This window comes from Photobacterium satsumensis (assembly GCF_050336935.1).
Lineage (GTDB): Bacteria > Pseudomonadota > Gammaproteobacteria > Enterobacterales > Vibrionaceae > Photobacterium > Photobacterium satsumensis.
This window is the reverse complement of the sequence record NZ_JAKJSK010000007.1, coordinates 284,049-299,978: the sequence shown is the minus strand read 5'-3', so window position 1 is coordinate 299,978 and position 15,930 is coordinate 284,049. Positions and strand designations below refer to the sequence as shown.

Genomic DNA, 15,930 nt, shown 5'->3' with positions numbered 1-15,930 from the left:
TTTTACTTTACCTATGAAAACAGCCACTACTAGTGGTTAATCACACCTCAGCACACAAGGATGATAGACTTGCGTTGTTTCAATTTTTATCTTTTACTTATCTGCTTTGCCGCGCCCTGCGTAGCAGATGAGTATATGAGTGAAACGCGCAAACATGCCCCAGCCCCTACCTCCCCATCACTGACGCCTTCAAGTATGATCCCAGTTATAGATGCAGAGGACGACGATCCAACAGAAGCGGATTTGATTTGGAAAGGGGTATCAAGCTCATTCCATATCCCTATTGATGAATGGGAAGAGAGTGAAGACAAATCTTTCTTGCATGGCTTAAGTGGCAACCTCGGCTTTGGTTATCCCTTACTGGAAACTCCAGCAGCCAACATCCCAGCCAACGCAACGAATGGGCCGGCCAATACGAATATGACCACTACCCTATCGCTCAAATACACCCTATTAGGTAATTGGTTTGTATCAGGTACGCTCTATTACTATTGGGACAGCGACCAACAGCAGCCTTGGAACCCCGACTTTACCTATGTATTCGGCTATAGCGATTGGCGCCCTTATACTTTCAGCCTGATGTACGCCAATTACGGTGGTAACCGCTTCAAGGCAACAGAGGGCCAGCCCGTAACTAATTTCAATCAGGGCACTTGGTCTTTGGGTTGGAAGTTTCCCGTCGTCGATCCGGTCAAAAGCTGGCTGACCTTTACCGATGAAGGTGCCATTGGTTGCCAAATTGACTTTAACTACACTCCGGAGTTTTTCGACCTCGCCACTACGTCTTATATGACTGGTCACAAAACCCTTAGTCTTGGCTGTAAGTACTCAATTTTTGGCAATTGGTACGTCAACGGTACTGCCTTTTATTACTTTGACAGCGACCAGAAGCAGCCCTGGAACCCTGACTACACCTACGGTTTTGGCTACTTTGACTGGCACCCTGGCACAATCACTATTCAGTACAACAACTACTCTGGCAACCGTTGGAACTCCTCTGATCGCGCCGAAGGCACTGGCCGTTTCAAAGACGGCTCGATCACTGTCGCTTACTCATTTTCTTTCTAACTCACGTTTCGCAATCTGCAGCTGCAAATTGCAAAAATCCATATAGCAATGCCTACAAATCCGTCTATTCTTGATATTACGACTGCATATCAATTTGAATGCATAATGATTTAATTTACCCAACCAATCTTTGTGCATAAAATCACTCAGTTAGCGGTGCTTGATTTATTCAACAGGAATATAAGCAATAAGTTGGCATGCATCGTGCTGCATTGACAATAACCAAAATAGCGAGTTACCAATTATCACAATGAGGTCAATATGGAAGGGACTAAATACGACGACAAAGTAACCGGGACAGAAAACGACGATAGCATTGATGTACTCTCCGGTAGTGATGAAGTGGAAGCAAAAGGCGGTGACGACTTTGTGGTTGGTGGTGAAGGTAGCGACAAGCTTGCTGGTAACGAAGGCGCCGACACTATTTTTGGTGATGTCCAGTACGGTGAGGAGCCACCAGCCGAGCCAGCCCCTGATGATAACTGGGGAAATACGCAATCTGTATACCAGTACACAGCCACAGAAGAGCCAGAAGAAACCATTACTCATAGTGTCCGTCTAAGCAATTACTTGGTCGACAACACCGGCTCTATCAATGCAAAATTTACCACAACACAAGCCTATGATGCGGTTTTTGTCCAGCTGGTAGATAACAACGGGACGGTTGTTGATAAGGTCCCTGCCACGGTCACTGAGTCCGGTGAAATTGTGCTGGAATATAGCTATAGCAGTGACAAATTCAGCTCTGACGAGCTCATTTCTATTGAGCTCGTCGCTCCCGATGATAACCCTATTTCTGATATCGAATCCGTTGAAGTGATAGCCAACAACATCTATGACGACACCATTACCGGTGGTAGCGGCGACGATATCCTTTTCGGCCAACAGGGCTCTGATACTATCTACGGTGATGAAGGCAATGACTTTCTTGATGGCGACATCAATGACGATACCCTGTATGGCGGCACAGGCGATGATGTATTAGTCGGCGGTAACGGTGATGACACCCTATATGGTGGCGAAGGTAACGACACATTGCTTGGTAGTGATGGTAACGACACGCTATATGGTGGTGATGGAGACGATACCTTACTGGGTGAGTTAGGTGACGATACCATTGAAGGTGGTGCTGGAGCAGATATTCTCGTTGGCGATGATGGCAATGACACCCTATCTGGCGGAACGGGCGACGACAAACTGTTCGGCGGCCTGGGTGAAGATGTCATCGCAGGCGATGAAGGCAACGACGAAATCCACGGTGATGCCGGTATCGATAACCTCTCCGGCGGTGCCGGTGATGACTTTATCATGGGGGGCACCGGTAACGATATTATCGATGGTGGCGCAGACAATGACCTGCTACTTGGCGGGGATGACAACGACACCCTCACCGGCGGCGAAGGTAGTGACCTACTGTTTGGTGAAGTCGGTGATGATAATGTCGACGGCGGCGTTGGCGATGACGAGGTTTATGGCGGTGTGGGTAACGATGTACTGTCCGGCGGCGAAGGCCATGACAGCCTGTTTGGCGGTGAAGGTACCGATGTCCTCGACGGTGGTGCAGGAAACGACAACCTTCATGCCAATGAGGGCGACGATGTCATCAGCGCTGGTGCAGGAGATGATTTCGTCTATGCGGGCGATGGCAATGATGTTATTGATGGCGGAGAAGGTAACGACACTATTTTCGGTGAAACCGGCCACAACCAAATCACTGCAGGGCTAGGCGATGACACTGTCTATACCGATGCGGGTAACGACATCATCGATACCGGTGACGGCCAAGATACCGTCTACGCAGGTGCTGGCGATAATGTCGTTAGCACAGGTGCCGATGACGACACCGTCTACGCAGAAAGCGGCAATGATCAGATTAATGCCGGTGAAGGACACAATATTGTCTATGCCGGGGACGGCGATAACACCGTCACAGCCGGCAGCGGTGATGATGATATTTTCTCCGGTGCAGGCGCCGACACCATCCAAGCGGGTGCGGGTGATGACGAAGTCTTTACCGGTGCAGGTAGCGACACCATCGATGCCGGTACAGGTAGCGATAAGGTATACGCTGGCGACGGTGATGATGTTATTGAAGGAGTCAGCGGCAACAATGAGCTGTTTGGTGAAGCCGGCAACGACACCATCAATGCGGGCCTAAATACTTCTAGCCTGTTTGGTGGCCAAGGAGATGACACGCTCACCGGCTCAGATGAAAATGATTACCTTCACGGCGGCGGTGACAACGATGTGCTGCTCGGTAACAAAGGTGACGATACCCTCGAAGGCGCAGCGGGTAATGATGAACTTTCCGGTGGGGAAGGCAATGATGTTCTACTAGCTGGTGCCGGTGACGACAACCTCTCCGGTGGCCTCGGTGACGACACCTTGGTCGGCGGTACCGGTAACGACACACTTCTGGGTGAAGAAGGGACTGATATTTTAGTCGGTGGCGCTGGTAATGACTTATTAGACGGCGGTACGGGTGTCTCTGAGCTATACGGTGAAGATGGTGACGACACCCTGCTCAGCGCCGATGACAACGACTTGCTCAGTGGTGGTGCGGGTAATGACACTATTACGTCTAATGCAGGTGACGACACCATTTTTGCAGGTGCCGGCAACGATGTAATCGATACAGGTGCGGGTGAAGATATTGTCTACGGCGAATCTGGTACTAACACCATCAATACCGGTGAAGGCAACGATAGGGTTTACGGGGGTATTGACAGCGATAACATCACAACGGGTACCGGTGATGACCAGATATTTTCCGGTGCGGGTGCCGATACTATCAATGCCGGAACAGGTAATGACCACATCGACGCGGGCGCGGGTAACGACGTTATCGATGGCGGTGAAGGTGACGATAGTATCTTCGGCGGAGCTGGCAACGATACTCTAATCGGCGGCGCAGGGGCTGACTACCTAGCGGGTGGCGATGGTGACGACAGCATTACCGATGATGGTACAGATACCGTACTGGGTGAAGGCGGCAACGATACCCTGACCGCTGCAGTCGGTGGTAGCCACCAAATTTACGGTGGCGAAGGCGACGACACCCTTATTGGCAGCGAAGCCGATGATACCCTATATGGCGGTGCAGACAACGATACCATCACGGGGGGCGGCGGTAACGATACCCTGTATGCCGGCACAGGCGATGACCACGTTGATGCAGGTGAAGGCGATGATACTGTCTACGGCGAAGAGGGTAACAACACCATTGCACTAGGTGAAGGTACCAATACCTTATTCGGTGGCGCAGGTAATGATACCGTAACGGCTGGCAGCGGCAACGATACGATGCACGGTGATACGGGCAATGATAATTTATCTGGCGGTGCTGGTGACGACCTTCTCGAGGGTGGTGAAGGCAACGACACTCTGTCTGGCGCTGAAGGTGTAGATACCCTCATCGGTGGCGCAGGCAATGACCAGCTCAGTGGCGGCCTTGGTAATGACAAGCTCTTTGCTGGTGAAGGTGATGATACCTTGTCTGGCGGTGAAGGTGATGATGAACTTCACGGTACTGCGGGTACTAACACCCTGTCTGGCGGCGCTGGCCAAGATACCATTTACGGTGGCACAGGTAACGACACCGTCGATGGCGGTAGCGGTGACGACAAGATTGAAACGTTCGCCGGCAATGACAATATCCAGGGCAACACGGGAAATGACACCATCGACGCCGGTGAAGGCAATAATATTGTCGATGGCGGCGAAGGTAATGACGTGATTACCGCTGGTGCAGGCCATGATGTCATTGATGGCGGTCTCGGTAATGACACGATAAAAGCAGGTGATGGCCATAACCAAATTACAGCTGGTGAAGGGGATGACAATATCACTTCCGGCAGCGGGAATGACCAAATAGAAGCTGGTGACGGCGACGATACCCTCTCTGCTGGCAATGGCATCAACACTATTCTTGCAGGCGCTGGCAATGATACGGTTACCGCTGGCACGGGTAGTGATTCAATTGATGGCGGCGATGGTAACGATAGTATTAACGCAGGCGATGGTGACAATACCGTGACCGGTGGCTTGGGTAAGGACAGTATTACCACCGGTAGCGGGGCCGATACCCTCGAGGGTGGTGAAGGCAACGATACCCTCAAAGCTGGCAGTGGCGATGACATACTGAAAGGCGGGATCGGCAACGATAAGCTTTATGGTGAGTCAGGCAGCGACAGCCTTGAAGGCGGTGAAGGCAACGATTCCATGTACGGAGGTTCGGGGAACGACTTGCTGCGTGGAGACGCCGGCAACGACTTCATGAAAGGCGATGGCGGTGACGATACCCTTTATGGTGGCGATGGTGCCGATCATCTGCGAGGAGGAGGTAATAACGATACCCTCTTCGGTGAAGCCGGTAATGATATCTTGGACGGCGATGGTGGCAACGATAACTTATTCGGCGCCGACGGTGATGACAAACTCATTGGTGATGACGGTGATGATACCCTTTCAGGTGCAGAAGGGAATGACACCCTGCAAGGCGGCAGCAACAACGATAGCCTAGACGGCGGTATTGGTGACGACAACCTTGATGGCGGCAACGGCGATGACATTCTGTTTGGCCAGGAGGGCAATGATATCCTTGATGGCGGGACTGGCCTCGACCAGCTGTATGCTGGAAGCGGTAACGATATTTTGGTTTTCGACAAAGAGGATATCGACAATACCGACGGTGTCAGCGTCCACTTCAGCGGTGGTGAAGGCTTTGACTTGCTGCAAGTCGGTAGCGCAGGCGACGGCCAAATTATCGATATGACCGCCACTGCTTACCAAGAGCTTGAAGCTGTTGTCATTGATGCAACCGATGCTGAACTCAAAGTCGGCCTCGATAAAATTCTTGCCAATAATACGGCGGACGATACCAGCAATGGCCAGTTTGTCTGTACTGGCGCCGGCAAGTTGGAGCTCGAAGGATTTGGCTGGGAAATGGCCACCGAGGCACCTGAAATGTCAGCCGATCTGCGTGCGGCCTACGAAGCCAGCAACATTGATACCTCGGCACTTCAAGGCCACACCTTCTCCAATAATGACGGTCAAGAAGTTACCATCTGGAGTGACAACGAAAGCGATGAAATCAGCTTCAATGGCTCTGAGATCTAAGCTATTGATCAGCTGACCATTCCAACAATATTTCATCCAATCCCCCCGGCTTTGTCGGGGGGCTTTTATTGTTTATTATTATTTACCAATCTTTTCCATCTTCCGTACATGTTCGATAAACTAAGCGGCCGATCTTGAATACGATGGAACCGTAATGTCATTTAGCTGGATTGCTTTCACCCTCTTAGCCGCTCTTAGCCAATCTTGGCGTAACGCCTTTCAGAGCAAATTAAGTGATACCTTAAGTGTGGCTGGCACAACATTGGCGCGCTTCATTTTTGCCAGCCCATTGGCATTGGCGTACTTAATATTTCTTTATCAATGGCAAAGCGCCCCACTGCCACAATTCAGTGGCGAATTTGTTTTTTATATTTTCGGCGCAGCTGTGATGCAGATAATTGCCACAGGCTTAATGGTGGTGCTGTTTAAGCTAGAAAACTACGCGATTGGCGCTGGACTAGCAAAATGTGAAGCCCCAGTTTCTGCCATTTTGGGTATGCTCTTTTTCGGTACGGTATTATCCTTCACCGGCTGGATAGGCGTAATGCTTGGCACACTCGGCGTTTTACTGCTGAGCAGCCCGTCGGGTTGGCGCAGCCTTTCTCTGAAAACGCTTCTGCTTGGGCTTGCTTGCAGCTCTGCCTTTGCCCTGACTTCATTATGGATCCGAGAGGCTAGCCTGAGCTTAGATTTACCCTTTCCATTCAATGCCGCTTGGGTGCTGTTCTTGGTGATACTGCTGCAAACTCTGCTGATTACAGCTTACTTGTTAGTCAAAGAGCGTCACACATTGGTCGCGTTGTTTACACGTCCTAAGCTCGTCATCATGACTAGTTTGACCAGCGTTGTTGGCTCTCTGGGTTGGTTCAGCGCCATGTCACTACAAGCCGTTCCGTACGTAAAAACACTTGGACAAGTTGAGATCATTTTTATGATTTTCATATCGTATTTCTGGCTTGGCCAACGTATTACTCCCAAGGAGACTCAAGCACTGGCACTGCTCTCTTTCGCCGCCATACTGGTTATGTGGCAATAATACCGGCTTTTCAAGCACCACAAAAAACCGACAATCGCAGAGCCATTGTCGGTTTTATTTAACGGTTCTATAGGAAAGCTATATTGTTAAATTAAGCTCTCCATCTCGTGGAGCAGCTTTTCTCTCCGCACAGGTTTGGGGACATAGGCATCCATACCCGCATCGAAACAGGCTTGGATATCATCGTCGACCACACTGGCCGTTAAGGCAATAATCGGGATTTGCGACAACTGATTCTGCTGCTCAAACGCCCTGATTTCCTTAGTCGCTTCAAACCCATCTTTTATCGGCATCATGCAATCCATCAAAATAAGTGAAAACGCTTGATTCGATGCATAAATATCGACGGCTTCCTGGCCATTATTAGCAATATCATATTCATAACCGGCTTTTGTCAGGTGAAGTGAAGCCACTTTCTGGTTAACGAGATTGTCCTCCACGAGCAACACACGTTTCGATGCCGTTGAGCCACCATCGCCCTCACTGGTCGGTTCCGACATGAGACTAATCGATTGCTGGTTAGAAACAATGTCCGCAATTTTTTCATGCAAAATCTGAGTTTTGAACGGTTTAGGAATGTAATCATCCATTCCCACATCTAAGCATTGCTGGATATCATCATCAACCACACTGGCAGTCAACGCGAGAATAGGCGTTCTCTCAAGCTGATGGGTCTTTTCATAAGCACGAATGTGTGCCGTCGCCTGAAGGCCGTCCATCACCGGCATCATGCAATCCATCAACACAAAGCTATATACGTTTCCGCAGGTAAACAGGTCAACCGCTTCCTGTCCGTTATTGGCAATATCAAACGTACACCCAGTTTTTTGTAGGTGCAACGAAGCGACCTTCTGGTTAACAAGGTTATCTTCCACCAGCAATACATGTGGTACTTGAGCCTGCTGGCTCGATAGGTCAACTTGAACCTGACCGCTAACAACCCGTTGGTAACAGTGCTGGAACGCTTTCAACAAGCGATTACCGAGTAAAGGATAACTGAGTAGTGCGTCAACCGTGTCACCAAAATCAGCTGCCTCACTATTCATATTTCTAATCAAACACAGGTTCCGGTGCTCACTTCTCAGCCCTTCAATCGTCTCGGTAAGCGCCTCCAACGATGTTTGATTATTTTCACTAATAATGACTATCTGTTTGTTATCACTCTTAGCCAGCGCGACTTTTGACGCTTCATCTAAACGTGAATCAACAGAAATACCAAAAAACTCCAACTCTCTGGTTATTCGCGACAGTTTCAATACGTCCGTGCCTAGTAAGATGATTTCTGCATCTTGATAAACGTCTTGATGCTCAAGCTGTTTCTCATCTACAGGTAATGACAATGTGAAGTAAAATCGGCTTCCTACCCCTTTGGTGGAATCAAGGCCGATTTTTCCGCCCATCATTTCAATCAGCTGAACACTGATTGCCAGCCCTAGCCCAGTCCCGCCAAACTGCCGAGTCGTAGATTCGTCCTCTTGGGTGAAAGGTTCAAAAATACTGGCCTGCCTCTCTTCATCAATCCCTATCCCAGAGTCTGAAACTTCAAACAGAAGCTGAACAACATTATCCTCTTCTCCCAAGCTCTTAATACCAATAGAGACGGTTCCTTTATCGGTAAATTTCACCGCATTGGACATAAAGTTCATCAAAACCTGTCTAACCCGATGATCATCAATGACAACCCGACTTGGCACATACTGGTCAATATTGACATCTAAGTTGATCCCTTTTTCTTTAACCTTGGGGGCAACAATAGAAGCGATATCGTAGATGGTTTCACGTATCGCTGTGGAATGGGCACTGATATGCAACATCCCAGATTCAATTTTCGAAAAATCGAGGATATCGTTAATCAGGCTCAACAACAGGTGTGATGACGTTTCTATGGTATTGACATAATCTTTCTGAGTCGCTGTCAGCTGTGTGTCGGCAAGGACTTCAGAAATACCAATAACCCCGTTAAGCGGTGTTCTGATCTCGTGAGACATATTGGCAAGGAAACTACTTTTCGCTTTACTGGCCTGAACCGCCAAATTTCGCGCAGTATCCGCCTCCTCTTTCGCTTCAATGAGCTTCTGGCGTTGCTCAAGCCTGTCGATCGTAAGGCGCTTCACTTCCTTGGCAAAGGTACTGAGCTCATCTTTCCCGCTGACACTGACACTCACATTTGAATCGGCACTGTCCTTAACGCTCAAGAACTTCAATACAAGCTTAAGGTTGCCCGTGATCCTCATCGTTAAACTAATACCTATCAGTAGTACAGCAAAAAACAACGACAAGCTGATACCAATAAATAGGTTTTTCTGTTTATTAAACGTGGTGATTGACTGCACAATCTCTAAGCGAACCTGATCTTCAATTTGCTTACCTACCGACTGAAGTTTTAAAAGACGCGCATTGAGCGCTTCAGTCCCTGCCGCCATCTCTTGCGCTGAAAATTCACTGATATTTTCGCTAGTCAGCAATTGAACTCGGAAGTTAGTACTTTGCTGGAATACCGGATCGGAGAATGTCTCTAACAACAGCTTAACTTGGCTTTGATCAGCATTGATCGCGAGGAAGCGATTGAGAAACAACTGCTGATTCTGCGCCAGCAAGCGTATTTCGTTCAAAATCCCGGTAGTACTTCGAGAGCTACTCTGGTTTTCAGCTGAGAGCAACCACTGGCTAAACCAGCCTTCCTCCTGCGACCAGAACATCAGCCACTCTAGCTGATACAGGGCCCGTAAATGGTTATCTACCGATTCAAGCAATTCAGCATAGTGTATTTTTTCGACTTCAAGCAGTAATTGCCGATAAATATCGACTTGCCAATCAATGAGGTCAAGTAACTCTTCCCCATCTTGGACTCCCTTTATTTCTGTAATATTGGCGATATAACTATCAAGTAATAGGTTAACCGTCTTAGCACTTTCACCGCTGCCAAATAACTGTGCTACGTCAATTCGAATATCACTCGCCACAGTACTAGTTACCTGTTCTTCATTTTCAATAATGGCTAATCGATTTGAAAAATGATATTGAGACAAGTCTTCTAAAAACTGCACCGCATACTGTGCCTTTTCTAACGAAGTGACTTGGAGATTAATATGAGCAAGTTGTCTATTGACCAAAAAAAGCGAAAGACACAATGGCATCGCAACCAGCAAAAACAATTTATGCTTTATAAGCAACCTATTCCAAACCTGACTAAACACAATTTTCATCCTGAAATCATTATATTCACACATCAATTCTAGAATAAAAAAACACGCATCCAATCATATAGGGAAAGATTGAATGAAATTACATTGCTAACGTGATCCTGATAGCAAAAAAGTGCACCTGAAGCACGTTATAAATGAAAACAGTTCTAGCGATTTGGTAAGCGGGGATGCTAATTAGAACTACTGATAAATTCAATAATATTTTTTTCTATTTGAGCTGTTGTTTGAGGGGACAAGATATCTCCGGCTAACACATGTTGAAGCCTATCACCGCTCTCAGTGATAACAATTGATTCACGGTTTGTATGGGGTAAGCGTTCAAGCATCGCTTGTGTTTTTTCAATATCAACAATACGATCTTGTTCAGAATAGAAAGTTAAAATCGGCGTCCTAATTTTTTCAAGAGGTTGTTTTCGAGTTACATCAACGACCCCCATCATAGTCACCAATGCTTCAACCGGGTAACGAGTCGTCCAATAGTGTGCCTGTTCATCATTGTCAGGCTTCCACTCCCGATAATCTCCAATTACCAACCTGGCAATTTCATTGCCCATCGGCATCAACAGCAATTCAGCATTATTATCAGCAGGCCCCATATTCGGTGATATCAATACTACATGGCTAAGCAGAGATAGCTCAGGCTGAGAGGCTAACCATAAAGCCAATGTCCCACCTGTTGATAGCCCAATAACGATAACCTTCTCCCCTAACCTTTCCCCAATATCATAGGCATGACGGGCATCATTAAGCCAATCATTGACAGTAACAGTCCGCATGTTATCAGCAGGACGTCCATGACCTTTTAATCGGGTTTCAAACAGGTTCGCCCCGAGCTGCTTTGCGATCAACTGGGCTAACGGGGCAGTATCTTGCCGTGACGATGAAAATCCGTGTAAATACACAACTGAATATGCCGTACGACTATTGGGCTTTCCTGCCCAGCTGATCTTTTTTTCAGTGCCATGGGTAATATCACTAAATTGGTGTTCTTGCATATCAACAAAGGTGTCAAGGTCGTGCAAAATCGATTCTTCACGGTATAAATAGGAAGTATCGACCCGAGGGCTAAGCGTATATAAACCCGCTAATATAGCAAAAACGATAATTACCCATTGCGATTTCCTCATTATTCACCCCTAGTATTCTTAATCTCCAAACTAATTAGTCAGCGGGTACTTATTAATCAACTAAACACAACTTACGGTTCTGCGAATTAATCAAACTATCATTTGATATCACGTAGTAATAAAACTCTTCACGCATTTCATATTTTTGAATAAAGGTGCGGATATGGTTTAGCAAGCTTTTTGCTTCATTGTAACGATACAAGTAATCTTTATCGCATTCATTAACCACATCCAAATCCACTCGAAGCTCATTAAATTGATCCATCAAGTTGCTCACCCGCTCCTCATTCTGCTTTTCAAGCGCAGAGCTTGCATAGAGTTTCTCAAACTCTTTACGTTTTCTTTCCCACTCATCGACATCAGAGATCTTTGCACTGATTTCAGCCTCTTGAGATTGGAGTTGAGCAAGCTCTTGGTCCACCATCAGCTGGGATTTCGTCAGCTGACGGCGCTCTTTGGCAATCGCACTATTCAAGTCACGCTCAAACCGACGTTGCAGGCTATATAGCTGCGAACTTTTCTTCTTCAATGCTTTTTTAGAGCCTGCAAGCTGCTGTTCAAGCACTGCAATCTCACTGTTGTTATCCACTAAAATCGTACTGGAGGCATCAATTTCTTTCTTCAAATAGACATATTTTTCATCCAGTACAATCAAACGCTCATCGAGCTCATCAATCACTTTCTGCTGCTCGACTAATTGAGCTTGCTTAGATACCAGTTGTTGCTGAAAATCATTAATCAACAGCTGTTTATCCAATAGCTGTTGCTCATACGCCTCAAACTGGCTTTTCACCGATAAGAAGTCCATTTTCTCTTGGCTGTACTGCCAATAGAAATAACCGACTTGAGCAACTAATACCGTTACAATAATTCCTGCTAAGGCCACTATTCTTCGCTGGGAAAACAGTGATTTTTTCTCAGCTTGAACCAATGGAGATGACGATACCTTTGCTCTATTTTTCCTTCTTTTCATATCATCCCTCTTGTACTGCTGTTGCGTTTACCCCTAACTTCGCATGGCACTTAGGGCAAATATATGACCGCTTGTTGATTTCAGCATGGCATGAGGGGCAGCTAATATGCCTTCTATCCTTACTCATATACATCAGCAATGCGCCAATAGGACCCAGAACATACCCCAACAAAATACCTGCGATCAAATTCCCTTTTTGATATCCCAAGTAGGTGGATAAACAGAAAAAAGACAAATAAAAAAAGAACCAGAATACGATATCAAATTCCATATGTTCACCACTGATTATGACTCTCTGAATGCGCGATAATAGGAGTTGAATAACGGCGCCGTGAAGTAATCCCACATCGTTTGTGCTTCCAACAAGATAAACACTTCTGTAGGCATCCCCGGATAAAGCTCTATATGACCAAGGGAAGCCACCTCCTCTTTATCCAGTTTGACCCGAACCAGATACCCTGTAGGTTGCTGTTGAGATTTAGGCTGCAAACGGTCAGCCGCAACATAAATCACCTCACCATGTACCGGCGGAGTGCGCCGCACATTGTAAGCACTGAGCCTGACTCTGGCCTCTAGGCCATTGTGAACCACATCGATATCTTCCGGTTTAACCAAGGCTTCGACGATCAGCTCATCACTGTCCGGTACGATTTCCAAAATAACATCACCCGGGTTAATCACACCGCCGATACTGTGCACGTTTAACCCCACCACCGTACCGGTATGCTCGCTACGAATTGTCACCCTTGAACGAATATCACTGGCGGCGTTCAAAGATTGGGCCACATCCCGCCATTCCCGTTCGACAGTCGCCAGTTCAACCGCACGTTGTTGTTCCCATTCTACCTTTTCAGACTTGTAATCTTGTTCGAGGGAACGTAGCTGTCCCTCTAGCACATCGATTTGGGCTGTTAGCTCTGCCACTTGGGCCTCAATACCAGCTTGATGCCGTTGAAGTTCCAACATACGAGTCTTCGACACATACCCTTTCTCCAGTAACCCTGCGGTCATGGTGATCTCTTGGGTAACGAGGGATAGTTGCCGGTTAATGGCTTTAAGTTGAAAACTGGCCCCACGCAGTTGCTCTTCCAACACCAAGCTTTTCTGCTGGTATTGCCCTTCAGAGAGGTCGCGGCGCAGTATCGACTGCTGAAACTGCAACTGCTGAGTATTGATGATATTAGTCAGCTCCGTTTCATCAACATCATGCCGCCCCTGATAGGTCCAATTGATCTTTCGCTCTTGGGCTAGCTCAGCGTTCAAACGATCATGTCGCGCATTGAGGGTTGCCGCACGAAGCACCAGACGCCGGTAGTCCGATTCCGCTTTAGTATTGGATAGCTCGAGCAACACATCGCCAACTTTGACATGTTGACCTTCCTGGACATAAATCGCTTTCACCCAGCCCCCCTGCAAGTGCTGGACTTTTTTACGTTGCGACTCGACCACCAGCGTTCCCTGAGCAATAGAGGCCGAATCAAGCGGAGCTGTTAACGCCCAAGCCATGAAGCCGCCAACAGTAAAAAACAAAAAAATACAGCCGAAAAGAATAATACTTCGGGTATCAAAACGCTGCTTATCCATGCTGCACTCCTTGCCCTGAAGCCTTTGTGGTCGTTTTCACTGCAGTATCAACGGTATTGTCAACACCAGACATCGCCCCCAAAAACTTGTCGCATGTCCCTGCTTTTTCTATCTTCCCGTCCTTAAGGACGATGACCCAATCCATCTGCCTCAAGAAACCGGGACGGTGACTGATCATCACCACAGTGATCTGATTTTCCTTGCAGTATTGCAATACAATGGCCAAAGCCACCTCCCCTTCCGGATCGAGGTTGGAGTTAGGCTCATCAAGTACCAGTACGCTTGGGTTGGAGAAAATCGCTCTCGCCAAACCTATTCGTTGTTTCTGTCCACCAGAGAGTTGTACCCCTCCTTCCCCCAAATAGGTGTCATAACCTTGCGGTAGCGAAATAATGAGTTCATGGATACACGCCAAACGGGCAGCATGGATAATGTCTTTGGCTGGCGCATCAGAAAACCGGCAAATGTTCTCGGCCACCGTACCGGCCAATAAGCCCACTTCTTGCGGTAAAAATCCGATATGCTTTCCGAATTGCTCTTCCGGCCACAGATCTATGGCGGCACCATCGATCTTGATACTGCCCGTACTGGGTTTATGGATCCCCATGATCAACGCTGCCAAGGTTGATTTACCCGATCCACTGTTGCCCATAATAGCCAAGGCATTACCCGCGCCCAGTTTAAAACTTATGTTCTGCAGTACGGGCTGGCCTTGGTGCTGGAATTTAAGCCCGACATTGTGCAGCAGTAATTCCCCTTTGGGATCGGGAAGCTCAGTCTGCGGCTCACTCTGTTGACTACCCTCATATTGGTTAAGCCGTTTATACGCCTGCAAAGCACTGAACCAACTTTTCCAGCCACTTACCGCCTGCTCAAACGGTGACAATACCCGCGCCATAATAATTGAGCTGGCGATAATAGCCCCTGCTCCTATCTGGTTTTGTAATACCAAAATAACCCCAGCAGTTAACACGATGGCCTGGAGCAAGGTTCTAAAATAACGGCTGATTGACAATAACTGGCCGGTACGGGTATTGAGCCGCCATTGCAAGTCCAGCAATTTGAAATTACGGCGATTCCACAGCGAACCCACACTATCTGCCATCCCCATCGCCCTCAATGTTGGGGCATTGCGCAGGAAATCGTTCAGTTCCATGCTGGTCTTAATGCTTAACTCCTGGGCTTGCTCGCTGGGTTTCTTCGCCGAGAGCATCATGACCACAGCCAGTACGCAAAAGACAAAACAACCAACTAGCGCAATAGTGCCAAGCAACGGATGCAATACAAACAAGATAAGCAAGAACAAAGGCACCCAAGGGATATCGAAAATCGCAGACGTTGAAGGGGTCACCAAGAACTGGCGAATTTCAGTCAAATCCTGCAGCCCTTGCTTTTCTATCCGGTTCATTTTTGAAGAGCGACGAATACTATCAGCCAGCAATGATGAACTGAGTGAAACATCCAGCTTCAACCCCGAGCGTTGAAGCAGTAGGGTTCTAACATGCTCGATCACCGCCTGTGCCGTCAGCAAACCAACGGCAACCACCATCAAAGCCATAAGCGTATCCAAGCTTGCGCTACTCAACACCCGATCAAATAACTGCAAGCTATATACCGGTAGCGTCAATACCAGAAAGTTAATCGCCAAGCTAAATAAAGCGACAAAAAACAAATCCTTTTTACACGCAGCTAACGCAGTTGCTAACGTTTCCTTGAGCAAAGCACTCCCCCATACGCCACAAGTGGTATATGAATTATAGGACAAGCCAAAAAATTACAATAAAGAATTTTCAGATAATTAATTACACATCAGGCAGT

8 protein-coding genes are annotated in these 15,930 nt (G+C 47.5%); 3 read left to right on the top strand and 5 right to left on the bottom strand.

Annotated elements, in window-relative coordinates; all coding sequences use genetic code 11:
- The first annotated feature begins 135 nt into the window (after positions 1–135).
- The 3 genes from L4D79_RS13040 (at position 136) to L4D79_RS13030 (ending at position 7,222) form a co-directional block, all read left to right on the top strand.
- Complete coding sequence (locus tag L4D79_RS13040; protein WP_428651999.1) at positions 136–1,068, top strand: hypothetical protein; 933 nt, start codon at positions 136–138, stop codon at positions 1,066–1,068.
- Positions 1,069–1,329: 261 nt separating this feature from the next.
- Positions 1,330–6,186, top strand: coding sequence for a beta strand repeat-containing protein (locus tag L4D79_RS13035; RefSeq protein WP_428651998.1), 4,857 nt, complete (start codon positions 1,330–1,332; stop codon positions 6,184–6,186).
- 154 nt (positions 6,187–6,340) lie between these two features.
- Positions 6,341–7,222 carry a multidrug transporter gene (locus L4D79_RS13030; protein WP_428651997.1) on the top strand — a complete coding sequence of 294 codons (882 nt, stop codon included), beginning with the start codon at positions 6,341–6,343 and terminating at the stop codon, positions 7,220–7,222.
- Positions 7,223–7,308: 86 nt separating this feature from the next.
- Here L4D79_RS13030 and L4D79_RS13025 read toward each other — a convergent pair whose 3' ends face one another.
- The 5 genes from L4D79_RS13025 to L4D79_RS13005 all read right to left on the bottom strand — a co-directional run bounded on the left by L4D79_RS13025 (position 7,309) and on the right by L4D79_RS13005 (position 15,832).
- The gene (locus L4D79_RS13025; RefSeq protein WP_428651996.1) at positions 7,309–10,428 is read right to left on the bottom strand and encodes a response regulator; all 3,120 of its coding nucleotides are present in this window, start codon (positions 10,426–10,428) and stop codon (positions 7,309–7,311) included.
- A 170-nt stretch (positions 10,429–10,598) separates the two neighbouring features.
- On the bottom strand, positions 10,599–11,555 hold the full coding sequence (locus L4D79_RS13020; RefSeq protein ID WP_428651995.1) for an alpha/beta hydrolase: 957 nt from the start codon (positions 11,553–11,555) through the stop codon (positions 10,599–10,601).
- Positions 11,556–11,607: 52 nt separating this feature from the next.
- Positions 11,608–12,528, bottom strand: coding sequence for a hypothetical protein (locus L4D79_RS13015; RefSeq protein ID WP_428651994.1), 921 nt, complete (start codon positions 12,526–12,528; stop codon positions 11,608–11,610).
- A gap of 285 nt (positions 12,529–12,813) precedes the next feature.
- Positions 12,814–14,112: an HlyD family type I secretion periplasmic adaptor subunit gene (locus tag L4D79_RS13010; RefSeq protein WP_428651993.1), complete on the bottom strand. Its 1,299-nt coding sequence runs from the start codon at positions 14,110–14,112 to the stop codon at positions 12,814–12,816.
- Positions 14,105–15,832, bottom strand: coding sequence for a type I secretion system permease/ATPase (locus L4D79_RS13005; protein ID WP_428651992.1), 1,728 nt, complete (start codon positions 15,830–15,832; stop codon positions 14,105–14,107). Before L4D79_RS13005 ends, L4D79_RS13010 begins: the two co-directional genes overlap by 8 nt.
- Between the last annotated feature and the right edge of the window lie 98 nt (positions 15,833–15,930).